Origin of the sequence: Micromonospora sp. NPDC005299, assembly GCF_042872345.1 — a bacterium.
Taxonomy (GTDB): domain Bacteria; phylum Actinomycetota; class Actinomycetes; order Mycobacteriales; family Micromonosporaceae; genus Micromonospora.
In genome coordinates this window covers 1-26,286 of record NZ_JBIAKG010000017.1, presented here as the reverse complement: position 1 = coordinate 26,286, position 26,286 = coordinate 1, and the positions used below count along the sequence as shown (strand labels likewise).

Genomic DNA, 26,286 nt, shown 5'->3' with positions numbered 1-26,286 from the left:
TTGACGGCGGCTCCTTCCGCGTCCCGGCCGCGCCAGGGCAGGACCGGGCGGCGCGGGACGGGGCCATACCATGACCACCATGGCGACGACACCAGGTGAGAAGGGCAGCGGCCGGAACTGGACCTTCCTCACCAATCACGGGCACGTGCTCCTGGCCATCGCCCGCAATCCCACCGCCCGGCTGCGGGACGTGGCCGACGAGGTGGGGGTCACCGAGCGGGCCGCCCAGGCGATCGTCGCCGACCTGGAGGCCGGTGGTTACCTCCGTCGCACCCGGGTGGGTCGGCGCAACGAGTACACGATCAACCCGAGCGGGCACTTCCGGCATCCGGCCGAGGCCGACCAGCAGGTGGGTGCCCTGCTCGCCCTCTTCACCGCCGAGCCGCTCGCCGAGGCGGCCACCGAGAGCTGACCACCCCTCGCGTACTCCCGTCACCGCACGGAGAGCGCGGCGACGGTAATCTCACCGCGTGCGCGACAGCTTGCGGCCGGACGGGACGACGGAGCGCGTCCGGACCGGACACCGGATCCGATCCGTCCTCTGCGGAGCGGCGGTCGCCGCCCTGCTCGGCGGCGTGCTGGCGGTGCCCGCGCCCGCCGTGGCGGCCCCGAAGTGCGGCCCGCCCGGCGGCCCCGCCCCGACCGACGCGCCCTGGGCGCTCAACCGGCTTGACCCGGCCGCGGCCTGGCGGGTCACCAAGGGGCAGGGGGTCACCGTCGCGGTCATCGACTCCGGCGTCTCCCCCACCCACCCGCTGCTGCGCGGCCGGGTGCTCTCCGGGGAGGACTTCAACCAGCTCGCCAAGCTCGACGGCCAGTGCGACCTGGTCGGCCACGGCACCCTGATCGCCGGCATCATCGCCGGGCGGGAGGGCACCGGCGCGCCGTACACCGGGATCGCGCCGGAGGCCCGGATCCTGCCGGTCCGCGTGCTGGCCGACAACCAGAAGGCCTTCGACGAGTCCATCCCGGCCGAGATCGGCAAGGCCATCCGGTGGTCGGTCGACCACGGCGCCGACGTAATCAATCTCTCCCTGGTGACGCTCGACGACCCGGCGCTGCGCCAGGCCGTCGACTACGCGCTCGGTAAGGGCGTGATCCTGGTGGCCGCCGCCGGCAACCGGCAGGAGAACCAGCAGGACCAGCCGGCGTACCCGGCCTCGTACCCGGGGGTCATCGCGGTCGCCGGGGTGGACGAGAGCGGCGGGCACGTCGGCAGTTCGGTCACCGGGGACTATGTGGACATCGCGGCGCCCGGGCTGAACATCGTCGGCCCGGCCCCGCAGGGCTCCGGCTACCGGGCCGAGCCGCAGGGCGGCACCAGCTTCGCCACCGGATACGTCTCCGGCGTCGCCGCGCTGGTGCGGGCCGCGCACCCGGACATCAGCCCGAAGGAGGTGGCGTTCCGGCTTACCCGGACCGCCGACAACCCGCCCGACGGGCACAACGCGCTCGTCGGCTACGGGGTGGTCAACCCGTACCGGGCGGTGACCAGCCTGCTGGGCACCCGCAGCGACCCACCGCTGGGCGCGATGCCGGCGCCCGCGCCGCACGCCGACCCGCTGGCCTGGCAGCGCACCGTGGCCATCTGGGCGGCCGTGATCGGCGCGGTGCTGGCCGGCGTCCTGCTGGCGCTGCGGCCGATCCTGGTGCGGGGCCGCCGGCGCGGCTGGCGCCCCGGCCGGCGTACCGCGCCCCAGGACGCCTGAACGGCCGGGTCCGGGCCCGGCCGGTGCCGTCCCGGGCCCGGAAAAGCACCGCGGCCCCGACCCCGGCGTGAGCCGGAGCGGAGCCGCAGCGGGTCGGTCGGGTCAGCCCCAGACCTTCGAGTTGCTCATCTCGGTGGTCATGTAGTTCTCGCGCGCGATGCCCACCGCGCCGCCGATCTCGTTCAGGACCTTGTTGATGTCCCGCACGGCGGCGTCCCACTGAGCCTGGTGCTGCTCGTAGGCGACGCGGTCCTGGCCCTCCCACTCGAGCTTCGCCAGCATCGAGCGCAGCGTGTCCAGCTTCTCGTCGATGGTCCGCGAGATGGCCTGCATCTGCTGGTTGCTGCTCTCGAGGACAGCGTAGTCAACCTTGATGCTCATCGATTCCTCCTCTGCCTGTCTTCGCGGATCACGGGTTGAGAGCAGAGTGGAACTTGTCCAGCATCTGCTGCTGCTCTTCGTCGTTGACCTGGTGCGTCGTGCCGGACTTGTCAAGCAGGTCGGCGATGTTGTCCATCGCCGTCAGCAGCTTGTTCGTGTCGTCGTTCCAACGCAGCATCAGGTTCTGAAAACCCGTGGACGCCCCGCCCTTCCAGGCCATGGCCAGGTCGTCGACGACGTTCCACAGCTTCTTGAGCTCACCGTCGACGTCGCTGCGCGTGGACCGCACGTCACTCGCGGCGGTGTGCAGGCTCGCTGCACTGACCTCGAACGCCATGCTTCACACCCTTCCGTCATCTCTGTGGCGGCGGATCCGCCGCGCCCCTCCCCCGCGGCAAGGCGTACACACCCCACCGACGGACACTTCAATCGAACCGTAGCGGACGACGTCCAATCCGCGCAGCCCTGCTTCCCCATGGCGCACAACGCCGTCTGGCGATCCGACCGTACGACGTGGACGGTCGGCGGCGCCAGCGACGGCTCAGGACGGTCGCCGGTACGACCTGACGTGCAGCACCGCGCCGAAGACCAGCACCACCGCCAGCAACGCCGCGAACAGCCAGAGCACCGGCTTGTCGAGCGCCCGGTCGAGCACCACCGGGATCAGCGCCGCGACCCCGGTGAGCAACACCACTTCACTGGCCCGCTTCGCCCACGCGGCGCGGGACAACTGGGCGACCAGCGCCAGCCCGAGAAAGACCGGCACGGTCACCAGGAAGTACACGAAGAGCACCAAGGTCACCTGGGACCCCTTCCCCGTCACTGGTAGAACTTGGAGTCCTGCACCCAGTCGATTTTGATGTCCTTGATGTCCGGGTCCTGACCGGTGGCCGCCCAGCCGGGCCGGGAATCCGACACGAAGGCGAACCGGTCGTTGCCCTGGAAGCCGGCCATGACGGCGGAGAACAGCGCGCTGATGTCACCGAAGACCAGCGCCAGGATCGCCGCGCTCGCCACCATCCCGGCCACGCCGATCGCCTCGGCGACGGGCGCCGTCGGCGGGAACGCCTGGAGAGCGACCGACGCGATCACCGCGATCAGGATCGGGATGAGCGCGTCGACCAGCGCGTTCACCGCGTCGTTGAAGGCGTCCCGGGCCGAGGTGAGGGTGTCCTTGTTGGCGTTGAACGCCTCGGCCAGCGAGTTGATCTCCGCGCCGAGCTTGCGCAGGAAGAGGTCGAACGCGTCCCGGTCGTCGAAGTCCCACTCGGCGTCCGACGGCGGGACCTGCTCCAGCGCGGCGCCGAACTGGTCGCCGCCGAGCAGCCGGGCCGCGTCGCCCCACTCCTTGATGGACTTGTTGACCTCGTCGTTGTCGAACGTCTCCAGGTAGGCGATGGCGGCCCCCAACGCCCCGGCGAAGACCAGCCACATCCAGTTGGCCCGGGCCGCGGGCAGCAGGCCGCGCACCGGCGCCGTCGCGGCGGCGACCGTGTGCGTGCCGGTCACCGTGCCGGCCGCGTTGGCGATCAGGATCTCCGACATCAGCTGTTCCCCCCGTCGCACGCCCGGCCGCTCACTTGACCACCCAGGGCTGGTCCGACTTCTCCCAGTTCTTGGCGGTCTGCTCCAGCTGCTCGGCCGCCTTGTGCAGGTGCTCGATGCCGGTCTTCACGTTCTTCAGGTGACCGTCCACCGAGGCGTTGTGCGCCTGCACCGTCGACCCGCCGAAGAGGGTCAGCGCGCCGTCCGGCAGCTTCACGCTCTCCAGCAGCGTCTGCACGTTGCGCAGGTACTGGATCGGGCCGTCCGGAGCGTCGAGCTTCTTGCTCGCCTTACGGATCGCGTCGACGTCGACCTTGTTCGCCACCGCGTCTCCTCCCTGGTCAGCGGCGCAGGCCGCGGGTCGGGTCGGTCAGGTCCACCCCGAACTGACGGAACCAGTCCTCCGGGGTCAGGTTGCCCGCCTGCGCCCGGCGGACCAGGTCCGAGCCGCCGAGCATCTCGGTCATCAGCTCCTGCTGCCGCTCGGCGAAGGTCGCGTACGCCGCGTCGATCGCGGCCTGGAGCGACTCGGCCAGGGTGTAGCTGTCCAGCCGCATCGCCCGGGCGTTGACGTCGATGTCACCGACCTTCATGTCACCGTCGACCGTCACCCGGACCAGGCCGTCCGGACTCTCCCCGGTCACCCGCAGCTCGGCGCGCTGCTGCTGGAACTCCGCCAGCCGGCGCTGCTGCTCCTGCGCCTGGCGCAGCAGGTTCTCCATGGCGCCACCCGCGCCGCCGTAACCCCACGAGGTGCTCACGACTGTCCTCTCCCCAGACCGACGGTCGGGCCGACGCTACCGGACCCGGTCATTCGACGTGCGCCCCGTCAGGCGGGCTCCGTCCAGGCGGTCTGGATGAGCTGCTGGCCGTCCCGGCGGCGGACCAGGGTGCCCCGGCCCGGCGGTTGCGGACTCGGCCGCAGGTTGCCGAAGACGGCGCCCTCCTCGCGGCTGCCGGACATCAGCAGGCCCGGCGAGTCCAGCTCGCGCAGGCGTTGCAGCACCGGCTCGTAGAGGGCGCGGGACACACCACCCACCCGGCGGGTGATGATCAGGTGCAGGCCGATGTCCCGCGCCTGCGGCAGCAGCTCGTGCAGGGCGCTGAGCGGGTTGTTGCCGCCGGAGGCGACCAGGTCGTAGTCGTCCACCAGGATGTAGAGCTCCGGCCCCTTCCACCAACTCCGGTCGCGCAGCTGCGCGGTGGTCACGTCCGGCCCGGGCAGCCGGTTCTGCAGGGCACTGCGGATCGATCCGAGGCCCTGGCTGAAGACCTGGTTGGACGGCGCGTAGTCGAGCAGGTGGTCGCCCTCCACCGCACCCAGCAGGCCACGCCGGTAGTCGGCGATGACCAGCCGGGCCTGGGCCGGGGTGTACCGCTCGGCGACGCCCCGGGCGATCAGCCGCAGCAGGTTCGTCTTGCCGCACTCGGCGTCGCCGAACACGGTCAGGTGCGGCTCGGTCGTCAGGTCCAGGTAGACCGGGGCGAGCGCCGACTCGTTGACGCCGATCGGGATGCCCGGTGCCGACCGGTCGACCACCTTCGCCAGCTCGGCGACCGCCAGCTTGCGCGGCAGCAGCCGTACCTTCGGTGCCGGGCGGCCCGGCCAGTTGGTGGCGACGTGCCCGGCCAGGGCGATCGACGCCTCGGTCAGGTCCTCGATGTCGCGCTTGCCGTCGATCCGCGAGATGCCGGTGAGGAAGTGCAGCTTGTCGCGGGTCAGGCCGCGACCGGGCGTGCCGCCCGGCACGTTCTGCGCGGCCCGCCGGTCGATCTCCGACTCCGCCGGGTCGCCGAGCCGCAGCTCCAGCTTGGTGCCGAGCAGGTCCCGCATGTTGATCCGGATCTCCGCCCACCGCACGGCGGTGATCACCACGTGTACGCCGAAACCGAGCCCGCGGTTGGCCAGGTTGGTGATGGTCTGCTCCAGCTCCTCGTACTCCTGGCGCAACGTGTTCCAGCCGTCGACCACGAGGAAGACGTCGCCGAACGGGTCGTCGGCGAACTCCCCGGCCGCCCGGCGCCGGCGGTAGCTGGCCACCGAGTCGATCCCGTGCTGGGTGAACCGGTTCTCCCGCTCGTCGATGACGGCGACCACCTCGGCCACGGTCCGGCGGACCGCCTCGACGTCGCGCCGCCCGGCCACCCCGGCGGTGTGCGGCAGCCCGTCCAGGCTGCGCAGCGCGCCGCCGCCGAAGTCGAGGCAGTAGAACTGCACCTCGCGCGGGGTGTGGGTGAGCGCCAGCGAGGCGAGCATCGTGCGCAGCATGGTGCTCTTGCCGCTCAGCGAGGCGCCGACGATCACCACGTTGCCGCCGGCACCGGACAGGTCCACCATCATCGGGTCGCGGCGCTGCTCGTACGGGCGGTCGACGATGCCGACCGGCACGGTGAGCCGGCCCCGCCCCGGCCAGTTGGCGGTGGTCAGCCCGAACGTCGGGTGCACGGCCAGCGGGGGCAGCAGCTCGGCCAGGCTCGGCGGCTCGGCCAGCGGCGGCAGCCAGACCTGGTGCGCCGGGCGGCCCCGCCCCTGGAGCCGGTCGATCAGCACGTCGAGCATGGCCACGGCCTTGCCGTCACCGGTCTGCTCCGGCTCGGGCGCGGTCTCGGCCGGGCTCGGCAGGGCCGGCGCCGGCACGTAGTCGATGCCGTAGGGGACGATCCGGCGCTGCACCTGCGCCCGGGTGGACCGCTGCACCTGCCCCGGCGCCCGGTACGGGCCGGACACATAGGCGGCCCGGAAGCGGAGCATCGTGGTCGTGTCGGTCTTCAGGTAGCCGTGGCCCGGCGCGTTCGGCAGCTCGTACGCGTCCGGCACGCCCAGCACGATCCGGCTCTCCACCGCCGAGAAGGTCCGCAGACCGATCCGGTACGACAGGTGGGTGTCGAGGCCGCGCAGCTTGCCCTCCTCCAGCCGCTGCGAGGCCAGCAGCAGGTGGACGCCGAGCGACCGGCCGAGCCGGCCGATCATCACGAAGAGGTCGATGAAGTCCGGCTTCGCGGCGAGCAGCTCGGAGAACTCGTCGCAGATGATGAGCAGGCTGGGCATCGGCTCCAGCGGTTCGCCCGCCGCCCGGGCCTTCTCGTAGTCGTAGCGCGAGACGTAGTTGCCGGCCGCCCGCAGCACCTCCTGGCGGCGGTTCATCTCGCCGGCCAGCGCGTCCCGCATCCGGTCGACCAGCGGCAGCTCGTCGGACAGGTTGGTGATGACCGCGCTGGTGTGCGGCAGCGCGTCCAGCGAGGCGAAGGTGGCGCCACCCTTGAAGTCGACCAGGACGAAGTTGAGCTCCTCGGACGAGTGGGTCACGGCCAGCGCCGCGACGACCGTACGCAGGAGTTCGCTCTTGCCGGAACCGGTCGCGCCGATGACCAGGCCGTGCGGGCCCATGCCCTCGTGCGCGGACTCCTTGAAGTCCAGCTCCACCACGTTGCCGTCCGGCCCGACACCGAGCGGGATGCGCAGCCGGTCCCGGTGGCTGCGCGGTCGCCAGGTCTGCTGGGTGTCCACCGTGGCCGCGTCGCCCACGCCGAGCAGGTCCGGCAGCTCCATGCTGCGGGCCAGCGGCTCGTCGGTGCTGGCGCCCTGCTGCTGGGAGAGCCGGTAGGGGGCGATCTGCCGGGCCAGCCCCTCGGCGGCCGCCATGGTGAGCCGGTCGGGCCGGCCCAGCCGGGAGGTGGCCGTGCCGCGGACCAGGTCCAGCCCGCTGCCGTTGCCGGTGTCCAGGCAGAGCAGCCAGCGACCGGCGTCGCGCGGCACCGTGCCGGAGAGGTCGATCACCGTGGCGCCGAGCAGGCCCGGCCCCATCAGCGCGCAGGTCGGCGAGACCTCGCCGCCGTCGAGCACCACCACCAGGTGCGGCGCCGTGGTGAGCGGCTTCGCCTCCGGGGCGAACCGGGGCCGGCCGCCCAGCTCGTTGGCGAGCGCCGCCTCCGCCTCGGCCAGGCTGGCGAAGACCATCCGCCGCGCGCCGGCCGCGTCCGTCCGCCCCGGGTGCTGGGCGTGCGGCAGCCACTTCACCCAGTCCCACACCGGCTGCCGGTCCGGCGCGGCCACCACGGCCACCAGGAGGTCGTCCGGCGCGTGGAAGGTGACCAGCTGGCCCAGCGCGGCCCGGGCCAGGTCGAGCACCGGCTCCCGGTCGCCGCGCAACGCGATCCGGCTGAACGCGCGCAGCGACAGCGCGGTGGGCAGGTCCGGCACGCTGGAGTGGGCCCGGACGAACCGGCGCAGCGCGATCGCGCTCATCGGCTCCAGGTCCTCCACCGGCTTGGTCTCCGGCGGCACGATCTCCACGGCCAGCCGCTGCGGGCCGAGCGCGATCCGGACCTCACCGAAGTCGTCCTCGGTGATCCGCCGTTCCCACAGCCGGCGGGAGGCGGCGACCGACCAGAGCGCGTCCGGCTCCGGGTGCCGCCAGGTCGTCGCGGCGCGCTGCTGCTCGGCGGCGCGCCGGGTGCGCTTGCGCATCTGGGCCAGGTAGCGCATGTAGTCGCGCCGCTGGGCGTTCAGCTCGGCCTTGTCGTTGCCGCCGTTGCCGAGCGTGCCGACCGCCATGCCCAGCATCGACACGCCGAACAGGCCGCCGGCCACGTACGTCATCATGCCGCCGCCGCGACCGGCGTAGAGGAAGGCCATCGCGCCGACGCCGCAGAGCATCGGCAGGATCATCAGCACCTGACCCATGCCCTTGGCCTGCGGCTCCGGCAGCTCGGGCGGGGACTCCAGCAGCACCTCCCCGCGCGGCAGCGCGGGCCCCGGTTGACGCGGAAGCCGGCGGAACACCACCGTGCTCAACCTTGTCTCCTCCCCAGAAGCGGCCCTGCTCGTCATCGGCCGACGCACCCGAGTCGTCGGGTGGGCAACCTGTGCGACCGCCATCGTAGGTAATCTCCCGGAGGCGCCGTGGACCCACGGGGGCGGCGCGGGCGGCCGAGGTGGATCGTAGGCGAGCACGAGGAGGCCACTGTGGCGACGAAAACGGCGACCGGCGGACTGAGCCGGATCACCATCGTGGCGCCGCGGACCAGGATGGATCTGGCGTTGCCGTCCGACGTGCCGCTGGCCGACCTGCTGCCGACGCTGCTGCGTTACGCCGGCGAGGATCTCGCCGACGAGGGCGTGCGGCACGGCGGCTGGAGTCTGTCCCGGCTCGGCGGTCAGCCGCTCGACGGCGGCCGCACCGCCGCGCAGCTCGGCGTCCGCGACGGCGAGGTGCTCTACTTCAACCCGCGCGCCGCCGCCGCGCCCGAGATCGTCTTCGACGACGTGGTGGACGCGGTCGCCTCGGCGACCAACCAGCGGGCCGGCGCCTGGCAGGTCGGCACCACCCGGGCGTTCGCGGTGCTCTTCGCCGGGGCGGCGCTGGCGGCCGGCGCGGCGGCCACGCTGTTCGCCGGGCCGCCGCAGTTGCCCGGCGCGCTCGCCGCGCTGGTGGTCGCGGTCGCGCTGCTGGTCAGCGCCGCGGTGCTCTCCCGAGCGGCCGGCGACAGCCGGACCGGTGCCGTGCTGGCCATGGGCGGCCTCGGCTACGCGGCGATCGGCGGCCTGCTGGTCCTCGCCGGCGACCGGCGGCTCACCGAGTTGGCCAGCCCGCACGTGCTGCTCGCCGCGACCGCGGTGGTGCTCTTCGGCGCGGTCGCCGCGCTGGCCGTCGGCGACCGGCTGCCGCTCTTCCTCGGCGCCGTCGGGGTGGGCGTGGCGGTCGGTTTCGGCGCGGCGCTCTGCCTGGCCTTCGACATCGGGGCGGCCGCCGCCGCCGCGGTGGTCGCGACGGTGGCGTTCGGCGCCCTGCCGGCGCTGCCCATGATCTCCTACCGGCTGGCCCGGCTGCCGGTGCCGTCGATCCCGACCGGCCCCGACGACCTGAGGAGCGACACCGAGTCGGTGGACGGCCCGCAGGTGCTGCGCAACAGCGAGCGCGCCGACGCGTTCCTCACCGGTTTGCTCTGGACGGTCTCGGTGCTGGTGCTCGGCGGCGAGGTGGTGCTCGCCGACAACGGCCGGCTGCCGGCCGTGCTGCTCTGCCTGGTGCTGGCCCTGCTGTCGTTGCTGCGGGCCCGCCCGTTCCTGGGCCGCGGCCAGCGCACTCCGGTGCTCCTCGCCGGCACCCTCGGCCTCGGGCTGGCCGCCGTGGCCACCTTCGGCGCGAACCCGCTGCCGGTCCGGCTCGGGCTGATCCTGGGCGGCCTGCTGGTGGTCGCCGTGATCAGCCTGATCTACGGGCTCACCGTGGCGGGCAAGCGGATCTCGCCGGTCTGGGGCCGCACACTCGACATCGTCGAGATCCTGCTGATCGTCGCCCTGGTGCCGCTGGCCGTGTGGGTGTGCGGCCTCTACGGCTGGATCGTCAACCTTCGACCGTGACCGTGCCCATGGCGGTGCCCACCGGCGCCGTCGCGTAGACGGCCGGGCCGTGCTGGCCGTCCAGCGGGCGGGCCGGCACGCCCGAGCGGCGGGCCACCTCCCGGACCGCCTTCACCAGCGCCTCGGCGTGACCGTCCATGGCCGCCACCCGCAGCAGCGGCGGGAGCTGCCGGCCGCCGGGGAGCACCACGGCCGCGACGGTGTGCGAGGGGGCGGAGGTGGCGGTCACCGCGTCCACCAGCGCGCCCAGCGAGCCGCTGGGGCGGACCCGCAGCGCCAGGCAGCGCTGGGTCCAGCCGCCGCCGCGCAGGCTCTCCCAGCTCTCCACCGGGGACTCGGGGGCCAGATCCAGGCCGGCGCCGGAGACCACCGCCGCGTGCAGCTCGTCCCGCCCGAGCACCCGGTGACCGAGGCCGGCGGCGTTGAGCGCCTTGCCGAGCCGGCCGATGCCGGCCGCGACCGTGCGGTGCACCCCGTGCATGCCGCCGCCCCGGCTCACCGTCTCGGCGCGGGCGTCGGCGACCGACAGGCGCAGCGCCACCCAGACCGTGCGGTGCGCCGCCGGGGGCGCGCCCGGCGCCGGGTACCAGACCAGGGTGTGCGAGACGACCTGGGTCTGGGTGACCGGCCCGGTGAAGTCGGCGAGCACCGCGAGCGCCCGGTCCACGATCGCCGCCTCGATCGACCCGGCCGGGGCGACGGGCCGGCCGGTCAGCGCGACCGCGGCGAACCAGCCCCGGTCGTCCTGGCCGATGCCGAGCCGGGTGCCGCGGTCGGTCAGCTCGACGACGGACAGGTCCGGGGCGAGCGCGGCCAGCCGCGCGTCGCCGGCCGGCGCGGCGCCCCGGGCCCGGTCACGGCGGCGGCGCAGCCGGCGGCGGAGCATGAGGTCCTCGTACCACCAGCGGCCGCCGCGCCTGGCGAAGGCGGCCACCACGGCCAGCAGCGCCAGCGCGCCGACGGCGGCGAGCAGCCAGGCCGGGCCGCCGGTGGCGAACCAGACGGCGAGCGCGGCGCACTCCAGCACCACGAGCTGGCCGACGACGACCGGGCCGAGCCGGCCGCGCCGGCGCCGGTCGGCCGGGGTGACCGGTCGGTCCGCCGGCACGGCGGGGGCGGTGGCCGTACGACCGGGTGGCGCCTGGACCTGGGTCATCGGTAAGCGTCCCTTCTGGACATCCTGGGCATCCGCCGGTGCGGTGCGTCGCCGGGTGGCGGGCGGGGTCCCGGTGAACCGTCGACGGCCCCTTATCGTAGGGAAGCCCGCGGCGGAGTTCGGACCTGATCGCCGCGGACCCACCCCTGCCGGAGGTTAGTCATGCGGACCCGCCGCGATCAGGTGCAGGCGTACCGCTTCGTCACCCGCCGGATCGTCTCGGCGCTGCTCTCCGGCGACCCGGAGACCAACGACCTGCCGATGCGGCGCCTCGGCATGGCGGTGTTCGGCAGCGTCATCGCGGCCGCCGTCGTGCTGGGTGGAGCGGGGGCGTACGGGCAGTTCACCAGCAACTCCGCCCCGCTGGAGCCGAACACGCTGGTGATCGAGCGGGAGACCGGGGCGACCTACGTCTTCACCGACGACAAGGTGCTGCACCCGACGCTCAACTACGCCTCGGCCCGGCTCATCCTCAACGACGCCGGCGCGCCGGTCCGCACCATGTCCCAGGCCTCGATCAAGGATCGGCCGCGGGGCCGGGCGGTCGGCATCGTGGGCGCTCCGGACGCCGTGCCGGACCGGAAGTCGCTGGTCGGCCTCCCCTGGTCGGTGTGCGACGTGCCCGACGCGAACGACCCGCAGCGCTCCACCACCCGGCTGGTGATCGACCGGCCGCTGCCCGGCGGCACCCCGCTCACCGACCGGGCGGTCCTGGTCAAGCTGAACGACGCGCGCTACCTGCTCACCGGCGGCGCGCGGCTGCGGGTGGTCGGCGACGAGCAGGCGCTGGTGGCGTTGAAGATGGCCGGGGCGGCCACCCTCACGGTCGGGCAGCAGCTGCTCAACGCGGTGCCGGTCGGCCCGGCGCTGCGCAAGCCGACCATCGACGGGGAGGGCGGCCCGAGCGGGCTGACGGTGGGCGACCGCCCGGCCCGGGTCGGCCAGGTCTACCGGGCCGCCGGCCAGTACTACGTTTTGGCCAAGCAGGGCCTGGTGGCGGTCCGGGAGGTCACCGCGCTGCTGCTTCTGGGCGGCGGCGGCCAGGTCACCGACATCACGCCGGACCAGGCCGGCCAGCTTCTCACCGACCAGCGGCTGGATGCCGAGGGCCTGCCGGACCGGCTGCCCACCCTGCACGAGGTCCGCGCCGGGAGGACCGTGCTCTGCGCCACGTACCGCTCCGGGCCGGCCGGCCAGCCGACCACCACGCTGGAGGTCTTCGACCAGCCGCCGGCCGAGCTGACCGCGGCGACCGGGGTGGCGGCGCGGCAGAGCGACCGGGACGCGGTTCGGACCGCCGAGAGCGTGCTGCTGCCCGGCGGCAAGGGCGTGCTGGTGCAGAGCACTGCCGGGGAGAGCGGCAAGGCGGCGGCCGGCTCGACGGTCTACCTGATCACCCCGCAGGGCGTCCGTTACCCGCTCGGCACGGCCTCGGGCGACGCGAAGAGCGCCCTCGGGTACGGCGAGGTGACCCCGCTCGCGGTGCCCGCGTCCCTGCTGGCGCTGGTGCCGACCGGGCCGACCCTGGAGCGCGAGGATGCGATGAACCAGTTCGATCCGGGTGCGGCGCCGGGCGGCGGTGCGACGCCCGGACCGGGCGACGACGCGGCCCCCGCGCAGGGCGGATGACCGGGCCGGAAACGGTCCGATGTGGATATGGCCCGATGACGGGTCGCCTCGGTTGGCCCGGTTCGACTAACCTGAACGTGGCCAACGATTCTCGACGATGACTACGGGGATGCAGCCATGACCGGGCGCACGACAGTAGACGTACTGTCCTTGGAGGACTTCCACCAGCGGCTCGAGCGCCGGCTGAGCGAGGCGGAGTCGGTGTTGAAGAAGCTCAACACCGAGATGCAGTGCCGGCCGCCGGCACTCGGCACGTTCACCGATGCCACCGACAACTCCCGTCGCTACTCCGAGACGCACCAGAGCTACGTCAACCACGTCGAGCGGTTGCGGCGGGCGATCGTGGCCGCCCAGAAGGCCACCAAGACGATCATGACCAACTACAAGACCGCCGAGGCACGCAACGCCGCCGCCGCGGCCGACATCGCCGCCGCGCTCTCCGGGCTGACCGAGGCGATGAAGCCGAAGGGAGAGGATCCGCGTGTCTGAATACACCCAGCGCTACGAGCACGTCAGCCACAAGGAGCTCTACCAGGGCGTCAACGCCGGCGACCCGAAGCAGATCGACGGGCTGAGCGCCCAGTGGACGTCGCTGAAGGGCACCCTCGACGACCTCGGCCGCGACCTGACCGGCGACCTGGACGCGCTGCTGAAGACCTGGACGGGCGACGCCGCCCGGGAGTTCCACCGCCGGCTCAACCTGGTCGCCGACTACTCCGGCAACCTGGCCGAGGGCATGACGGGCATCCGGCAGGCGCTCGACATGATGGCCAGCGAGCTGCGCACCGCCCAGGCGAAGTCGGAGAGCCCCGAGGAGACCGACGACAACGACAAGCTGCTCTCCGGCGCCGGCAAGGGCTTCCTGGTCGGCGGTGTGCCGGGCGCGCTGGTCGGCGGCCTCGTCGGCCACGAGCAGGACAAGGCCGAGCAGGAGAAGGCGCACCAGCGCATGGTGCAGGTCGTCGCCAAGCTGGCCGAGGGCTACGACTTCTCGGCCTACGGCCGGATCGTCGTGCCGGAGCCGCCGGACTCGGGGCTTCCGGGTCACGGCGACCCGACGAACCCGACGCTGCGCAGCGGCCCCTCGGTGAGTACGCCGTCGGCCGGGCCGGGCGTCGGCAGCTTCGGTCCCGCGGCGAACGCCACCGCCACCACCTCGGGTGTGCACCACACGGCCCCGGGCAGCGGCACGGTCGGTGGTGGCACGCCGGGCGACGGCACGACGGGCGGCCAGCCCGGCGCGGGCACCCCGGGCACCATCGGTGCGGGCAGCACGGTCGAGCCGACCGGCAGCTCGCTCGCCGGCGCCGGCCCGCTGACCGTCACCGGCCCGACCACCGGCCTGGCCGGCCCCGGGCTCGGCGGCGCCAGCCCGACCCTGCCGTCCGGTGGGGGCGGGGGCTCGCTCTACGGCATGCCCGGCGTGCTGGGCACCGGGTCGCTGGCCGGCTCGGGCGGCGGCTCGGCGACCTCCGGCCGGGTCGGCGGGATCGGCGCCGAGAACCGGTCGGCCGCCGGCACCGGCCGCCTCGCCTCCGGGCGCGGCGTGACGGTCGAGACGGAGAGCCGCTCCACCGGCAAGAGCGGCGCGACCGGTCGGCCCGCCATGGCCGGCCGCAACGGCGTGCTGGGCGCGCGCGGCGGCGAGGACGACGAGTCCGACGGCCGGCTGACCTGGCTGACCGAGGACGAGATGGTCTGGTCCGACGGCGAGGCGGCCCCGCCGCCGGTGCTCGGCGGCAACTGACCGCAGGCTCACGACGGCGCGGCGCCCCCACCGGGGTGCCGCGCCGTTTCGCGTCTCGGGACGCCGACCCTCGAAGGCGCCGGCGCGGATTCGGTGGGGAAACGGGTTCGTCCACACCGAATCGTGGGACGGGTCACGTCGACCGGAAAGATCGTCGAGCTGCACGAGGCGGAGCTGACCGATAGGTTGAACCGGTGCTGCCCGTAGCGTTCGCCTCGTCCCTCTGGACGGCCACGCTGCGCAGGATCGCCCGCACGGCGGTTACCGCCCTCGCGCTCATCGCCGGCCTCACCGGCCCGGCCGCCACGCCGGGCGCCGTCGACCTCCACCCGACCGCCACGGCCCGCCCGGCCGTCGACCTCCGGGTCGACACGCCGGCCGCCGCCGATGTGGGCCCGGCCGGCCGTCGCACCACGGACGGGTCCGGCGTCCGGCCCGCCGCCGACTCGCCCGTCCGGCAGCCGCTCGCCGCGCCGGCCCCGGCGGGGCCGCCGCACCGGGCCGTCCCCGACGCCGCCGCACCGGTCGCGGACCCGGACGTCGTGGTCGCCGCCGACCCCGGCCGGGCCGCCATCGCCCGCCGCGGTCCGCCGCGCGCCTGACCGCGCCGACCCCTCCTCGGGTACGCGCCGGGCGCCCGTCGACCGCGCCCCGCCGCTCCCCCCGTCGCGTGCCGCCGCGACCCGCCCGTCGACCGGGCCCCGACCGTTGACTCCGACCGTTCCACCACGAGGTGTTGGTGATGCAGACCGTTTTCTCCACCGTCCTGCCCGACGTTCCCCGAGCCGCCGTGATCTGGCTGGCCCTGCTCGCCGTGGCGGCCATGGTGGTCGCCGCCCTGATCGTCCGCCCGGGCCGGTTCCGGTCGGTGTTCGGCGATCGGATCAGCGAGGCCGCCCGGCCGAGCAGCATCGAGCTGGCCGAGCAGGCCCGCGAGTACGCCCGGGAGCAGTCCCGGTACGCGCAGGAGGTGGCGGTGGCCGGGTCCCGGGCGGCGGCGACCGCCGAGCGGCGCCGGACCGAGTGGCTGGCCGCCCAGGAGGAGGTCGAGGAGGCGTGGCAGGCGTACGAGGCGGCCGAGGAGGACGTCCGCCGGCTGGCCGCCGCCGCGGCGCTGCCCCTGCCCCGTACCGCCCGGACCCCCGCCGAGTACGTGGACCGGGAGCGCTGGCTGCACCGGGCGGCGCTGGACGCCCAGTGGCGCAAGGAGATCACCGTGCAGCAGCTCAGCGACATCCTCGGCCACCGGGGCTGGGACCCGCGCCGGCACCCGGTCGAGCAGGAGCTGCTGCTGCGCCGGCTGGTCCGGGACAACCTCCGGGCCCGGCAGGAGGCCGCCCGGGAGCGGGAGCAGGCCGCCTGGCGGGCCGCCGAGCTGGCCGCCGCCGCCGCGCGGAGCCTGCGGGACGAGGCGTACGCGGCGACCCGCCCGGCCACCGAGCCGCAGTCGTCGCTGTCCATCGTGGAGCTGACCGGGCCGGAGACCACCCGTGAGCTGCCGACGCCCACCCGGGGCGCCGAGTCCACCCGTGAGCTGACCCCGGTGGCCCAGGGGCGCGCGGCAGTCCCGGCGTACTGACGCGTCCGGCGGAGCTGGCCCGGCTCGGTTAGCGTGACCTCGTGTCCCGTGAAGCCTGGATACTCGTCGTGCTCGCCGCCGTCGCCGCGCTGGCGACGCTGGTCGGGGCGGTGCTGCTCGCCGTCCGGGTGGTCCGCACCCGCCGCATGCTGGGCGCGCTCGGGGCCGGCGGCAAGGTCGCCTTCTACGGCGCGCTGATCTACACGATCCTGCCGGTGGATGTGCTCCCCGACCCGATCTACCTGGACGACATGGGTGTGCTGGCCGGTGCGCTGATCTACCTGGGCCGGCTGGCGGCGAAGCACCGGGCGGCGCAGCGCGAACTGCCCGACCGGTCGGACTCCCCGCCGGGCTCGGGCCGGCCGCGCCGCCCCGTGTCATGATCGGCGCGGGGCCGGCGGTCGGCCCGCACCAGGGCACCGAGGACGGCACATGGCGGGCGACCACCGGCTGGACCCACACGACGAGCGGGTCGCCCGGTTCTTCCGGGACCGGCATCTCGCCACGCTGACCACCCTGCGCGCGGACGGCACCCCGCACGTCGTACCCGTGGGGGTCACCTTCGACGCCGACGCCGGTCTGGCCCGCGTGATCACCTCGGGCGCCTCGGCCAAGGCCCGGCACGTCGCCGTGGCCGGCGCGGCGGGCACGCCCGTGGCGGTCTGCCAGGTCGACGGCCGCTGGTGGCTGACCGTGGAGGGCCGGGCGGTGCTGCGCCGCGACCCGGAGTCGGTGGCCGAGGCCGAGGGGCGGTACGCCGTCCGCTACCGCACCCCGCGTCCCAATCCCGAGCGGGTGGTCATCGAGATCGCCGTGTCCCGCCTCATCGGCAGCCTTCCCACCGTCACCGTCTGACCCGGCCGTCACGGCGCCCGCAACCCGCTCGCGCCGGATGTCCGGTTAAACCGTGACGGCGGCCACCTGCGGAAATCGGCGCGGGCACCGGGCAGTTGCACCTCTCGTACGAGCGATACGAGCGAGCGGGCGGCAGGCCCGCCGCCCCCGGTGAGCGAGCGGGGCCGCGCCCTGGAGCGCACCGAGATCCCCCGAGAGCACGCCGAGCGCCACTCCTGGTGCCGCGTCTCCGTAGCCCGGAGACGTCAACCCCCGAATGGAGCTTCGACATGAACTCGATCTTCCGTAAGAGCATGCTGTCCGTCGCCGGTTTGTGCATGTCCGGTGGCGTCGTCGCCGGTCCGGCCGTGGCGGCGCACGCGGCGCCGGCGCAGGCCGGTCCGAAGGCCCTGTCGACCGTGGTGAAGGGCAAGGGCAAGGGCGAGCGCAGCGCCGGCTACGAGTACGAGGCGCAGCCGAACTTCTTCTACTGCGGCCCGGCCTCGACCCGGATCGCGCTGTCGGCCGAGGGCAAGGAGGTCAGCCAGGACGAGCTGGCCGCCAAGCTGGGCACCACCGAGAACGGCACGGACTCGGCCATCGACATCACCCGGGTGCTCAACGAGTACACCGGTGGCAAGTACAAGACCACCGAGATCCGGGACGACGTAGCCACCAAGGAGCAGGTCGAGCGCCTGCGGGCCGACGTCAGGGCCGCGGTCGACCAGGATCGGCCGGTCGTCGCCAACATCCTGGGCGGCGCGCTGGACATCGACGGTGTCGAGCACAGCTACCCCGGCCACTACCTGACCGTGGTGCAGTACAAGGACGACGGCAACACGGTGCTGATCGCCGACCCGGCCAGCCCGAACGAGCCGACGTACTGGATGGACGTGACCGAGCTGGCCAACTGGATCGCCGGCCGCGGTTACAGCTCCTGACCGAGCCGAGCGAGGGCCGGTCTCCCCGAGCGGGAGGCCGGCCCTTTCCGTCGCCGGCCCCGCACGGCCCCGCTAGAGTCTGACCGTGCCGCGACCGGTGATCTTCGACCTGTTCCACACCCTGGTGCCCGGTGGGGACCCCGAACGGGACCGGGTGGTCGGTGAGATGGCGCTGATGGTGGGGGTGGAGCCCGCCGCGCTGGTCGACGCCTACCACGCCACCTGGCGGGACCGGATGACCGGCTGGGACGCCGCCGAGACCGTACGCGTCCTGGCCCGGCGGCTCGGCGGCGCGCCCACCGAGGAGCAGGTGGCCCGGGCGGCCGCGCACCGCCGGGAACTGGCCGGGCGCCTGCTGGCCGGCGTCCCGTCGTCGACCGTCGCGGTCCTGGACGCGCTGCGCGCCGACGGTCACCCGATCGGGCTGGTCAGCAACGCCACCGCGGAGACCGCCGAGGCGTGGCCGGCGACCGACCTGGCCCGCCGGTTCGACGTGGCGGTCTTCTCCTGCGACGTGGGCCTGGCCAAGCCCGACCCGGCGATCTACCGGCTGGCGGCCGAACGTCTCGGGGTCGAGCCGGCCGACTGCGTCTTCGTCGGCGACGGCGCCGACGGCGAGTTGGCCGGAGCGGCGGCGGTCGGCATGACGGTGGTCCGGACGACCGAGCACCATGACTCCGACCCGACGTGGGCCGGCCGGGCGCTGACCGCGCTGGGCGAGCTGCCCGACCTGCTGCGCGAGCCGGCCCGGGGGCGCTGACCCGGCGGCGCCCTCCCGCCACGGGGACGGGAGGGCGCCGGGAGCCGGAGGTCAGTGGGTGAGGATCTGCGACAGCACGTCGTGCACGTGGGTGTTCGGGTGCTTGCCGGTGAACTGCTCGGCCAGCGGCCCGTACGCGGTCACCGGCACGTCGGCGCCGGTGTGGCCGCTGGTCGTCCAGTCCAGGTTGAAGCTCTGGCTGCTGCCCTTGATCGGGAACGGCCCGTCCTCGGCCGAGATGTCGTCACCGGACTCGTCGGAGGTGGCGGTGTCCTCGACGGTCAGGCCGCCGCACTCGTGGTCGCCGGTCACCACGACCAGGGTGTCGGGGTGGCTGGCCGCGTAGTTGCGGGCCACCGCCACGGCCTTCTCCAGCTCGCCGAGCGCCTGGAGCATCCGGGTGCCGTTGTTGTTGTGGGCGAACTCGTCGATGCCCTCCTCCTCGACGAGGAGGAAGAAGCCCTTCTTGTTCGTCGACAGCGTCGACAGCGCCTTCTCGGTCATCGTGGCCAGGCTGGCCGGCGGGGCGTAGACGTCGCCCTGACCCTCGGGCCGCTGCTGGAACAGCTCCTCGTTGCCGAAGAGGCCGAGAAGCTTGCCGCCCTTGGCGGCCTGGAGCTCGGCGGCGGTGGAGACGTACCGGTAGCCCTTGGCCTTGGCCTTGGCGATCAGGTCGCCCTTGGTGGCCTTGCTGGCCTCGGACGGGTCCTCGGCCGGCTTGTCCGGGTACGCGCCGGCCGTGCCGGCCGGCAGCCACCAGTCCTCGCCGCCGCCCAGGATCACGTCCGGCCGGGTGACGTCCAGGTACTGCCGGGCGATCTCGTCCTGCACGCCGCGGTCGGCGGTGTTGGCGAAGAACGCGGCCGGGCTGGCGTCGGTGACCTGGGCGGTGGTGACCAGGCCGGTGGACTTGCCGGCCGCCTTGGCCTGGGCGCCGAGGGTGGGCAGCGGGTTGCCGTCCACGTCGACGCTGATCGCGCCGTTGTAGGTCTGCTCGCCGGTGGCCCAGGCGGTGGCCGCCGCGGCCGAGTCGGTGATCGGCGTCTTCGGGTCGTGCGGGCTGGTGGTGAGCTGGCCGGAGTACGGCAGCTTGTCCATGGTGAGCTGGCCGTCGAGACCGGCCAGGTAGAGGCGGGCCGCCTCGCGCTGGGCGGCGGCCATGCCGTCGCCGTTGATGAAGATGACGTTGCGGGCCTTGCCCTTCGCCGCGCCGGCGTCGGCGTCGGTGATCGGGTTGGCCAGGCTCAGTCCGGCGGCGGCCACCACCCCCGCGACGACGGGGGCGAGCAGCCAGCGGCTGGAACGGAAAGTCACGGGTGTCCTCCTGGCGGATGGAACGCTTGGCAGCCATCACGCAACCGCAGCCACGGACCGAACAGCTGGCCGGCAGATTAACGGAGAGCGGCCGTTGCCGGGACTCTTGTCGCCCGAGGCAACGACAAATTTAACTGGTTCGACCGGCCTGACCTGGGTAGTGGCCAGACGAGCCGTTCCGCAACCCACCGGTAAGGGGCTGTTGAGATGACCGACGTACAGACCGAGCGGGACGTCGTCGACGTCCTGATGACGGACCACCACGAGGTCGAGGCGATCTTCGTCGAGCTGGAGAGCCGGCAGGGCACCCCGGAGCACCGCCGGCAGCTCGCCGATGTGGTGATCGCCGAGCTGGTCCGGCACGCGGTGGCCGAGGAGGTCCATGTCTACCCGGCCGCCCGCAAGGCCCTGCCCGACGGCGACAAGCTCGCCGAGCACGAGATCGCCGAGCACTCCGACGCCGAGCGGACCATGAAGGAGCTGGAGTCGGTGGACCCCTCCGACCCGCGCTTCGACGAACTGCTGGCCACGCTCACGGCGACCATCCGGCACCACGTGCGGGACGAGGAGAACGACCTCTTCCCCCGGCTCCGGGCGGCCTGCGCCCGCGAGGAGCTGGTCGAGCTGGCCGGCAAAGGTGGAGGCGGCGAAGAAGTCGGCGCCGACCCGGCCGCACCCGGCCGCGCCGGACCACCCGCCGGCGAACAAGCTGCTCGCCCCGGGCGCCGGCCTGGTCGACCGGATCCGCGACGCGCTCAGCGGCCGGCCCACCTCGATGCGGGAGCTGCGCGAGAAGTCCTGACCACCGGCCGAGGCGGCCACGCTCCCGGCACGGGGGGCGTGGCCGCCGCCGTGTGTCAGGGGGTTTGAGGGTACGGGTCGAGCGGGCGCTCGAAGAAGCTCTCCAGCACCACCACGGTCTGCGTGCCGGTGACGCCCTCGACCTGGAACAGCCGGCGCAGGCTGGCCTGGAGCTGCTCGGGCGTGCCGACCCGGATTTTGACGAGCAGCGAGGCGGGGCCGGCGATCACGTGCGCCTCCTCCACCTCGGGCAGGGCGGCGAGCGCCTCGCGCGTGGGCCGGTCGCCCATCCAGGTGTTCGCCTCCACCAGCACGAACGCCAGCACGCCCCGCCCGACCGCGGCCGGGTCGACGTCCACCGTGGTCCGCCGGACCACCCCCTGCTCGCGCAGCTTGCGTACCCGCTCGTGCACCGCCCCGGTGGAGAGCCCGACCGCCCCCGCCAGCGTCGCGTACGACTGGGTGGCGTCGTGTTGCAACGCCGCGAGCAGCTTCCGGTCCACGTCGTCCACGACCGCGTCTCCGTTCGGTGTTCAGCCTCATAGCTGATTGCTGTTCGGCCATGTTAGCGTCAGACCGAACGTCAGTCACAGGCGGAGGCGGTCGGCGTGGATCGGTTCAGGACGCGTTTCGAGGTGCGGGACGAGCGGTTCCGCCGGATCAACGGCGACGAGTGGACGGAGTGCCTCTGGACCGGGGGCCGCTGGCTGGAGGGCCCGGCCTGGTTCTCCGCCGGGCGTTACCTGGTCTTCAGCGACATCCCCAACGACCGGCTGCTGCGCTGGGACGAGACCACCGGCGCCGTCGGGGTGTTCCGCCAACCGGCCGGCTACGCCAACGGGCACACCGTCGACCGACGGGGGCGACTGGTGAGCTGCGAGCAGGGCGGTCGGCGGGTCACCCGGACCGAGGCCGACGGCACCGACACGGTGCTCGCCGAGCGCTGGCGCGGCAAGCGGCTGAACAGCCCCAACGACGTGGTCGAGCACTCCGACGGCTCGATCTGGTTCACCGACCCGAGCTACGGCATCGACAGCGACTACGAGGGCCACCGGGCGGAGAGCGAGATCGGCGGCAACCACGTCTACCGGGTCGACCCGCACGACGGCGAGGTGCGCCTGGTCGCCGACGACTTCGGGCAGCCCAACGGGCTGGCGTTCAACCCCGACGAGTCCCTGCTCTACGTGGTCGACACCCGGGCGAAGCACCTGCGCCGGTTCGCGGTGACCGAGGGCGGCGCGCTGCGCGGCGGCGAGGTCTTCGCCACCTGCGACGCCGGTTCCTTCGACGGCGTACGCGTCGACGACGCCGGCCGGGCCTGGGCGGCCGCGCACGACGGGCTGCACTGCTTCGACCCGGACGGCACGCTGCTCGGCAAGCTGCACCTGCCGGAGGTGGTCGCCAACTTCACCTTCGGCGGCCCGAAGCGCAACCAGCTCTACATCTGCGCCTCCAGCTCGCTGTTCAGCCTTCGGGTCAACGTCAACGGCGCGCGCTACCCGGGCTGGTAACCGATCAGCCCTCCGGGGCGATCCGCCGGAGGCTCTCCACCTCGGAGACGACGATCGCCTCCAGCGGGCAGGACTCGGCGGCGTCCAGCACCGACTCGTCGGCGGCGATCCGCTCGGCCACCGGCCGGGACAGCCCGTCGACCAGCACGAAGTGCCGCGGCGCCACCCCGGCGCAGATCCCCGACCCGATGCACCGGCTCGGGTCGACGTGCAGCCGCCACTCGCTCGCTCCGCTCATGCGTCCTCCCCCGCCACGACCCGGCTCACCAGGCCACCGGCATCGCCACCAGGCCCCGCACCAGCAGGCCGCTCTTCCAGGTCAGCTCCTCCACAGGCACGGCCAGCCGGAGCCGCGGGGCCCGGTCGAGCAGGGTCTCCAGCACCACTCGCAGCTCCATCCGGGCCAACTGCGCGCCGACGCAGTGGTGCACGCCGTGCCCGAAGCCGAGGTGCGGATTGACCTCACGGGTCAGGTCGAGCCGGTCGGCGTCGGCGAAGACGGCGTCGTCCCGGTTGGCCGCCGCGATGTTGACCACCACCGGCTCGCCCGCCCGGACCAGCACACCGCCCAGCTCGACGTCCTCGGTGGCGTAGCGGGGGAAGGCGGCCGTGGCGCCGAGCGGGATGAACCGCATCAGCTCCTCGACGGCGACCGGCACCAGCTCCGGCCGGTCCCGCAGGGTTTCCCAGGCGCCGGGGATCGTGAGCAGGACGTACACCATGTTGGGGATCTGGGTCACGGTGGTCTCGTGGCCGGCGGCGAGCAGCCCGGCGGCGAGGGTGACCATCTCCTGCTCGGTGAACCGGTCGGCGTTCTCGTCGCGGGCCCGGACCATGGCGCTGAGCAGGTCGTCGGCGGGTTCGACCCGGCGCCGGGCGACCAGCGCGGCCATGTAGGCGAGCAGGTTGTCGAGGTAGTGCTGGGCCAGCCCCGGCTCCAGGGACGTGGTCGAGACGATCGCCTCGGACCAGGTGTGAAACCTGTCCTGATCGGACACGGGCACGCCGAGCAGGTCGCAGATCACCCGGATCGGCAGCGGCGTGGCCAGGTGCGCGACCAGATCGGCCGGCGGCCCGGCGGCGAGCAGCCCGTCGACCAGCTCGTCGGCCACCGCCCGGGTACGCGGCCGCAGCTCCTCGACCCGGCGCGCGGTGAACGCCTTCGCCACGAGCCGGCGCAGCCGGGTGTGCTCCGGCGGGTCCATCGAGAGGATTCCGGTCTCCTGCTGGCGCGGGGTGTTCCGGGGTTCGTCGCGGCCGACCGACGCCGCCCGGCTGAACCGGGGATCACCGAGAACCGTTTTCACGTCGGCGTGCCGGGTGGCCAACCAGGCGGGCTCGCCGTAGGGCAGTTGGACCCGGACCAGCGGCTGCTCGCGCAGCTCGGCGTAACGGGCGTCCAGGTCGAGCCGGACAGGGGCGTTGAACGGATAGCGCTGCGGGATGGTCGCCTGGGAAGTGTCGGTCACCGGCTGGCTCGCTCTCGTCCACGGCACCGCGGGCGGTGCGGGTCGACTCCGCACGACTCGACGCTGAGTCATGCCCCGACTGCGGATGGTAGCGAGAACGGTCGATGGAAACCAGAGGGTTGTTCCGGTCCCGACACGACGATTCCGGGCCACCCGCGTGGGACGGCCCGGGATCGCGGTGCGGTCAGCGGCCGGTGTCGCCCTCGCCGGTGCGCTGCTGCGCCATGTCGACGCCCTTGTCGATCTTCTCGTCGTACTTGCCCTCGGTTCGCTTGTCGGCCATGTCGCCGCCCTTTTCGATCCCCTGGTCGACCTGCTTGTCATGCTTGTCGGCGAAGTCCTTGGCCTTGTCCATGAAGTCACCCATGCCGGTTCTCCCTTCGATACCGTGAATGCCTTCCCTGGCGCCGGAGGCACAAACACGCCGCGTCCCACGGGGTGCCCGGGTGTCGGATTCGTGTGCGTCGGGTACCAACGGCCACGATCGAGGAGGCGACGTGGACGAGGACGCGGGGACGCCGGAACCGGCGGCGCGAAGCCGGGCGGCGGGCCCACGGCAGACCTGGGCCGGGCTGCCGTGGCCGGTACGGACGGCGGTCACCTGGAGCGCCTGTCTCGTGGTGGTGATCGCCGCGCTCTGGCTGCTCGGCAAGATCGCCGTGTTGCTGGCGCCGCTGGCCGTGGCGCTGGCCGGCACGCTCTTCCTCACCGCGCTGCTCGACCCCGTGCTGCTCGGGCTGCGCCGGCTCCGGGTGCCGCGGGCGCTGGCCGCCCTGCTCAGCGTCCTGCTGCTGCTCGGCGTCCTGTTCGGCGTCGGCGCGCTGGTGTGGAACCTGACCGCGAGCCAGTTCGGCGAGTTGAGCCAGCAACTCGACCAGGGCCTGGAGCGCAGCCGCGACTTCGTCACCTCCAGCCTGCCGGTCACCGACGAACAGCTCGACCGCCAGATCACGCAGATCCGGGAGGGGCTGAGCGGGAGCGCCCCCGACCCGGTCGCCGGGGCCCGGACGGCCGCCGAGGTGGCCGGCTCGATCCTGCTCGGCCTGGTGCTGCTCTTCTTCCTGCTCAAGGACGGCCGGTCCATGTGGCACTGGGTGCTGCGCCGGATGACCGGCCCACGCCGCGACGTGACCGCCGAGGCGGGCCGGGCCGGCTGGCGGACGCTGAGCGCGTACAGCCGCGGCACGATGATCATCGCGGCGATCGACGCGATCGGCATCGGGCTGGCGCTGGTGGTGCTGCGCGTCCCGCTGGCCCTGCCGCTCGCGCTGATCACCTTCCTCGGCGGCTTCGTGCCGATCATCGGGGCCACCGTGGCCGGCGCGATCGCGGTGCTGGTCGCCCTGGCCGCCAACGGCCCCACCACCGCCCTGCTCACTCTGGCCGCGGTGATCGCCGTGCAGCAGATCGAGGGCAACCTGTTGGAGCCGTTGGTGATGAAGCGGCAGGTGCAGCTGCATCCCGCGGTCATCCTGGTGGTGGTCACCGCCGGCACGCTGATCGCCGGCATCGCGGGCGCGTTCGTCTCGGTGCCGATCGCCGCGGTCACCTGGCGGGTGCTGGACACCGTGCAGCGCCACCGCGCCGCCCTGCCCGACTGACCCGCCCGGCTGCCCGACCCGGCTGAGACCGGGGTGCGGCTGCCCGGCCGGATCCGGTCCGGTCAGGCCGGGTGCGGCTGGCGGAGGTGGGTGGTGAACCAGGTCCCGGCCTGGTCGGCCACCTGCTCCAGGGTGCCCGGCTCCTCGAAGAGGTGGGTGGCGCCGGGCACGATCCGCAGCTCGGCCACGTCGCCCAGCTCCGCCCCGGCCTGCTCGTTGAGCACGATCACCTGCTCGTCCAGCCCACCGACGATCAGCAGCGTCGGGGCGCGTACCGCCGCGAGCGAGCTGCCGGCCAGGTCCGGACGGCCGCCCCGGGAGACCACCGCGCCGACCTGCTCCGGCCGGGCGGCCGCGGCGACCAGGGCGGCGGCCGCGCCGGTGCTGGCACCGAAGAGCCCGATCGGCAGCCGGCCCAGGGTCGGGTCGGCGGCCATCCAGTCCACGATCGCGGCCAGCCGCTCGGCGAGCATCCCGATGTCGAAGCGCAGCTCGGCGGTGACCGCGTCCCGCTCGTCCTCCTCCGGGGTGAGCAGGTCGACCAGCACCGTGCCCAGCGCCCTTCCGTTGAACTCGTGCGCCACCGCCACGTTGCGCGGGCTGTGCCGCGAACTGCCACTGCCGTGCGCGAACAACACCACCCCCACGGCCCCCGACGGCACGATGACATCCGCCACCAACCCGCCGTCCACGACGGGCACGCTCACCTCACGTGTCTCCCCCATGTCCACACACCTCCCACCCCGCCGCATACCCCCACCCACCCCCACCTCACCTCCGGCTCCCCCGCCCGGCCCGCCCCCGACCCGGCCCGGCCTGTTGATCATGAAGTTATTGCCCGGGAAAGCGCGGCGGGGTCAAGGGGTCAGTGCAATCGCTAGGGCGCGATGAGTTGTGCGAGGCGTTGGGCCGGGGTGGCCCAGCCCAGCGTTTCGCGGGGTCGGG

Annotated in this window: 29 protein-coding genes; 15 read left to right on the top strand and 14 right to left on the bottom strand. The window is 73.6% G+C overall.

Going from position 1 to position 26,286, the window contains the following annotated elements; all coding sequences use genetic code 11:
- Nucleotides 1-70 precede the first annotated feature (70 nt).
- Both ACFYPD_RS31350 and mycP read left to right on the top strand, forming a co-directional pair.
- On the top strand, nt 71-412 hold the full coding sequence (locus ACFYPD_RS31350) for a helix-turn-helix transcriptional regulator (RefSeq protein WP_387121482.1): 342 nt from the start codon (nt 71-73) through the stop codon (nt 410-412).
- Between the two features lie 58 nt (nt 413-470).
- Complete coding sequence (gene mycP / locus ACFYPD_RS31345) at nt 471-1,709, top strand: type VII secretion-associated serine protease mycosin (protein ID WP_387121479.1); 1,239 nt, start codon at nt 471-473, stop codon at nt 1,707-1,709.
- Nucleotides 1,710-1,811: 102 nt separating this feature from the next.
- Here mycP and ACFYPD_RS31340 read toward each other — a convergent pair whose 3' ends face one another.
- The 7 genes from ACFYPD_RS31340 to eccCa all read right to left on the bottom strand — a co-directional run bounded on the left by ACFYPD_RS31340 (nt 1,812) and on the right by eccCa (nt 8,430).
- Entirely contained in the window at nt 1,812-2,090 is a 279-nt protein-coding gene (locus tag ACFYPD_RS31340) for a WXG100 family type VII secretion target (RefSeq protein ID WP_387121476.1), read from the bottom strand.
- A 28-nt stretch (nt 2,091-2,118) separates the two neighbouring features.
- Nucleotides 2,119-2,427 carry a WXG100 family type VII secretion target gene (locus ACFYPD_RS31335; RefSeq protein WP_387121473.1) on the bottom strand — a complete coding sequence of 103 codons (309 nt, stop codon included), beginning with the start codon at nt 2,425-2,427 and terminating at the stop codon, nt 2,119-2,121.
- A 204-nt stretch (nt 2,428-2,631) separates the two neighbouring features.
- Nucleotides 2,632-2,892, bottom strand: a complete 261-nt coding sequence (locus ACFYPD_RS31330) for a hypothetical protein (protein WP_387121470.1) — start codon at nt 2,890-2,892, stop codon at nt 2,632-2,634.
- A 17-nt stretch (nt 2,893-2,909) separates the two neighbouring features.
- Nucleotides 2,910-3,635 (bottom strand): hypothetical protein, encoded by a 726-nt coding sequence (locus ACFYPD_RS31325; protein ID WP_387121467.1) that lies wholly within the window; start codon nt 3,633-3,635, stop codon nt 2,910-2,912.
- Between the two features lie 31 nt (nt 3,636-3,666).
- Nucleotides 3,667-3,960: a hypothetical protein gene (locus ACFYPD_RS31320; protein ID WP_387121464.1), complete on the bottom strand. Its 294-nt coding sequence runs from the start codon at nt 3,958-3,960 to the stop codon at nt 3,667-3,669.
- A gap of 16 nt (nt 3,961-3,976) precedes the next feature.
- Complete coding sequence (locus ACFYPD_RS31315; RefSeq protein WP_387121461.1) at nt 3,977-4,396, bottom strand: YbaB/EbfC family nucleoid-associated protein; 420 nt, start codon at nt 4,394-4,396, stop codon at nt 3,977-3,979.
- 68 nt (nt 4,397-4,464) lie between these two features.
- Nucleotides 4,465-8,430, bottom strand: coding sequence for a type VII secretion protein EccCa (gene eccCa / locus ACFYPD_RS31310; RefSeq protein ID WP_387121458.1), 3,966 nt, complete (start codon nt 8,428-8,430; stop codon nt 4,465-4,467).
- A gap of 171 nt (nt 8,431-8,601) precedes the next feature.
- Here eccCa and eccD point away from each other — a divergent pair, with 171 nt between their 5' ends.
- Nucleotides 8,602-9,999, top strand: a complete 1,398-nt coding sequence (eccD, locus tag ACFYPD_RS31305) for a type VII secretion integral membrane protein EccD (protein WP_387121455.1) — start codon at nt 8,602-8,604, stop codon at nt 9,997-9,999.
- On the opposite strand, the gene ACFYPD_RS31300 is transcribed toward eccD, so the two are convergent.
- A complete protein-coding gene (locus ACFYPD_RS31300; protein ID WP_387121452.1) occupies nt 9,983-11,155 on the bottom strand; it encodes a type VII secretion protein EccE in 1,173 nt (390 codons plus the stop codon). The genes eccD and ACFYPD_RS31300 overlap by 17 nt on opposite strands.
- A 162-nt stretch (nt 11,156-11,317) precedes the next feature.
- On the opposite strand from ACFYPD_RS31300, the gene eccB reads away from it, so the two are divergent.
- From eccB to ACFYPD_RS31255, 9 genes are all read left to right on the top strand, one after another.
- A complete protein-coding gene (eccB, locus tag ACFYPD_RS31295) occupies nt 11,318-12,784 on the top strand; it encodes a type VII secretion protein EccB (protein WP_387121449.1) in 1,467 nt (488 codons plus the stop codon).
- Nucleotides 12,785-12,901: 117 nt separating this feature from the next.
- Nucleotides 12,902-13,273, top strand: coding sequence for a hypothetical protein (locus ACFYPD_RS31290; RefSeq protein ID WP_357940455.1), 372 nt, complete (start codon nt 12,902-12,904; stop codon nt 13,271-13,273).
- Nucleotides 13,266-14,531 (top strand): WXG100 family type VII secretion target, encoded by a 1,266-nt coding sequence (locus ACFYPD_RS31285; protein WP_387121446.1) that lies wholly within the window; start codon nt 13,266-13,268, stop codon nt 14,529-14,531. The genes ACFYPD_RS31290 and ACFYPD_RS31285 overlap by 8 nt, the downstream gene beginning before the upstream one ends.
- Nucleotides 14,532-14,725: 194 nt before the next feature.
- Entirely contained in the window at nt 14,726-15,133 is a 408-nt protein-coding gene (locus ACFYPD_RS31280; RefSeq protein ID WP_387121443.1) for a hypothetical protein, read from the top strand.
- 140 nt (nt 15,134-15,273) lie between these two features.
- The gene (locus ACFYPD_RS31275; protein ID WP_387121440.1) at nt 15,274-16,110 is read left to right on the top strand and encodes a hypothetical protein; all 837 of its coding nucleotides are present in this window, start codon (nt 15,274-15,276) and stop codon (nt 16,108-16,110) included.
- A 41-nt stretch (nt 16,111-16,151) separates the two neighbouring features.
- Nucleotides 16,152-16,493, top strand: coding sequence for a hypothetical protein (locus ACFYPD_RS31270; protein ID WP_387121438.1), 342 nt, complete (start codon nt 16,152-16,154; stop codon nt 16,491-16,493).
- 49 nt (nt 16,494-16,542) lie between these two features.
- Nucleotides 16,543-16,965: a pyridoxamine 5'-phosphate oxidase family protein gene (locus ACFYPD_RS31265; RefSeq protein WP_387121435.1), complete on the top strand. Its 423-nt coding sequence runs from the start codon at nt 16,543-16,545 to the stop codon at nt 16,963-16,965.
- Nucleotides 16,966-17,234: 269 nt separating this feature from the next.
- Nucleotides 17,235-17,885 carry a C39 family peptidase gene (locus ACFYPD_RS31260; RefSeq protein ID WP_387121432.1) on the top strand — a complete coding sequence of 217 codons (651 nt, stop codon included), beginning with the start codon at nt 17,235-17,237 and terminating at the stop codon, nt 17,883-17,885.
- A gap of 85 nt (nt 17,886-17,970) precedes the next feature.
- Nucleotides 17,971-18,645 (top strand): HAD family hydrolase, encoded by a 675-nt coding sequence (locus ACFYPD_RS31255; RefSeq protein ID WP_387121429.1) that lies wholly within the window; start codon nt 17,971-17,973, stop codon nt 18,643-18,645.
- Nucleotides 18,646-18,696: 51 nt separating this feature from the next.
- Here ACFYPD_RS31255 and ACFYPD_RS31250 read toward each other — a convergent pair whose 3' ends face one another.
- The gene (locus ACFYPD_RS31250; protein WP_387121426.1) at nt 18,697-19,959 is read right to left on the bottom strand and encodes an alkaline phosphatase; all 1,263 of its coding nucleotides are present in this window, start codon (nt 19,957-19,959) and stop codon (nt 18,697-18,699) included.
- 207 nt (nt 19,960-20,166) lie between these two features.
- On the opposite strand from ACFYPD_RS31250, the gene ACFYPD_RS31245 reads away from it, so the two are divergent.
- Nucleotides 20,167-20,829 (top strand): hemerythrin domain-containing protein, encoded by a 663-nt coding sequence (locus ACFYPD_RS31245; RefSeq protein ID WP_387121423.1) that lies wholly within the window; start codon nt 20,167-20,169, stop codon nt 20,827-20,829.
- Here the strand turns inward: ACFYPD_RS31245 and ACFYPD_RS31240 are convergent.
- Nucleotides 20,817-21,272: an Lrp/AsnC family transcriptional regulator gene (locus ACFYPD_RS31240; RefSeq protein WP_387121420.1), complete on the bottom strand. Its 456-nt coding sequence runs from the start codon at nt 21,270-21,272 to the stop codon at nt 20,817-20,819. The genes ACFYPD_RS31245 and ACFYPD_RS31240 overlap by 13 nt on opposite strands.
- A 96-nt stretch (nt 21,273-21,368) precedes the next feature.
- Here ACFYPD_RS31240 and ACFYPD_RS31235 point away from each other — a divergent pair, with 96 nt between their 5' ends.
- Nucleotides 21,369-22,271, top strand: coding sequence for an SMP-30/gluconolactonase/LRE family protein (locus tag ACFYPD_RS31235; RefSeq protein WP_387121417.1), 903 nt, complete (start codon nt 21,369-21,371; stop codon nt 22,269-22,271).
- A gap of 4 nt (nt 22,272-22,275) precedes the next feature.
- Here the strand turns inward: ACFYPD_RS31235 and ACFYPD_RS31230 are convergent, their stop codons facing one another.
- The 3 genes from ACFYPD_RS31230 to ACFYPD_RS31220 all read right to left on the bottom strand — a co-directional run bounded on the left by ACFYPD_RS31230 (nt 22,276) and on the right by ACFYPD_RS31220 (nt 24,107).
- Nucleotides 22,276-22,509 (bottom strand): ferredoxin, encoded by a 234-nt coding sequence (locus ACFYPD_RS31230; RefSeq protein WP_387121414.1) that lies wholly within the window; start codon nt 22,507-22,509, stop codon nt 22,276-22,278.
- Nucleotides 22,510-22,534: 25 nt separating this feature from the next.
- Nucleotides 22,535-23,740, bottom strand: a complete 1,206-nt coding sequence (locus ACFYPD_RS31225) for a cytochrome P450 (protein ID WP_387121411.1) — start codon at nt 23,738-23,740, stop codon at nt 22,535-22,537.
- A 184-nt stretch (nt 23,741-23,924) separates the two neighbouring features.
- Entirely contained in the window at nt 23,925-24,107 is a 183-nt protein-coding gene (locus ACFYPD_RS31220) for an antitoxin (protein WP_387121408.1), read from the bottom strand.
- Between the two features lie 130 nt (nt 24,108-24,237).
- On the opposite strand from ACFYPD_RS31220, the gene ACFYPD_RS31215 reads away from it, so the two are divergent.
- Nucleotides 24,238-25,341 (top strand): AI-2E family transporter, encoded by a 1,104-nt coding sequence (locus ACFYPD_RS31215; RefSeq protein WP_387121405.1) that lies wholly within the window; start codon nt 24,238-24,240, stop codon nt 25,339-25,341.
- Between the two features lie 62 nt (nt 25,342-25,403).
- On the opposite strand, the gene ACFYPD_RS31210 is transcribed toward ACFYPD_RS31215, so the two are convergent.
- The gene (locus ACFYPD_RS31210) at nt 25,404-26,066 is read right to left on the bottom strand and encodes a dienelactone hydrolase family protein (protein ID WP_387121402.1); all 663 of its coding nucleotides are present in this window, start codon (nt 26,064-26,066) and stop codon (nt 25,404-25,406) included.
- Nucleotides 26,067-26,286 lie beyond the last annotated feature (220 nt).

Bases quoted from the DNA above. Each gene is read 5' to 3' on its own strand.
- ACFYPD_RS31220 (WP_387121408.1), bottom strand. From the start codon at position 24,107: ATGGGTGACTTCATGGACAAGGCCAAGGACTTCGCCGACAAGCATGAC.
- ACFYPD_RS31300 (WP_387121452.1), bottom strand. From the start codon at position 11,155: ATGACCCAGGTCCAGGCGCCACCCGGTCGTACGGCCACCGCCCCCGCC.
- ACFYPD_RS31265 (WP_387121435.1), top strand. From the start codon at position 16,543: ATGGCGGGCGACCACCGGCTGGACCCACACGACGAGCGGGTCGCCCGG.
- ACFYPD_RS31325 (WP_387121467.1), bottom strand. From the start codon at position 3,635: ATGTCGGAGATCCTGATCGCCAACGCGGCCGGCACGGTGACCGGCACG.
- ACFYPD_RS31260 (WP_387121432.1), top strand. From the start codon at position 17,235: ATGAACTCGATCTTCCGTAAGAGCATGCTGTCCGTCGCCGGTTTGTGC.
- ACFYPD_RS31275 (WP_387121440.1), top strand. From the start codon at position 15,274: ATGCAGACCGTTTTCTCCACCGTCCTGCCCGACGTTCCCCGAGCCGCC.
- ACFYPD_RS31230 (WP_387121414.1), bottom strand. From the start codon at position 22,509: ATGAGCGGAGCGAGCGAGTGGCGGCTGCACGTCGACCCGAGCCGGTGC.
- ACFYPD_RS31210 (WP_387121402.1), bottom strand. From the start codon at position 26,066: ATGGGGGAGACACGTGAGGTGAGCGTGCCCGTCGTGGACGGCGGGTTG.
- ACFYPD_RS31340 (WP_387121476.1), bottom strand. From the start codon at position 2,090: ATGAGCATCAAGGTTGACTACGCTGTCCTCGAGAGCAGCAACCAGCAG.
- ACFYPD_RS31290 (WP_357940455.1), top strand. From the start codon at position 12,902: ATGACCGGGCGCACGACAGTAGACGTACTGTCCTTGGAGGACTTCCAC.
- ACFYPD_RS31245 (WP_387121423.1), top strand. From the start codon at position 20,167: ATGACCGACGTACAGACCGAGCGGGACGTCGTCGACGTCCTGATGACG.
- ACFYPD_RS31335 (WP_387121473.1), bottom strand. From the start codon at position 2,427: ATGGCGTTCGAGGTCAGTGCAGCGAGCCTGCACACCGCCGCGAGTGAC.
- eccB (WP_387121449.1), top strand. From the start codon at position 11,318: ATGCGGACCCGCCGCGATCAGGTGCAGGCGTACCGCTTCGTCACCCGC.
- ACFYPD_RS31350 (WP_387121482.1), top strand. From the start codon at position 71: ATGACCACCATGGCGACGACACCAGGTGAGAAGGGCAGCGGCCGGAAC.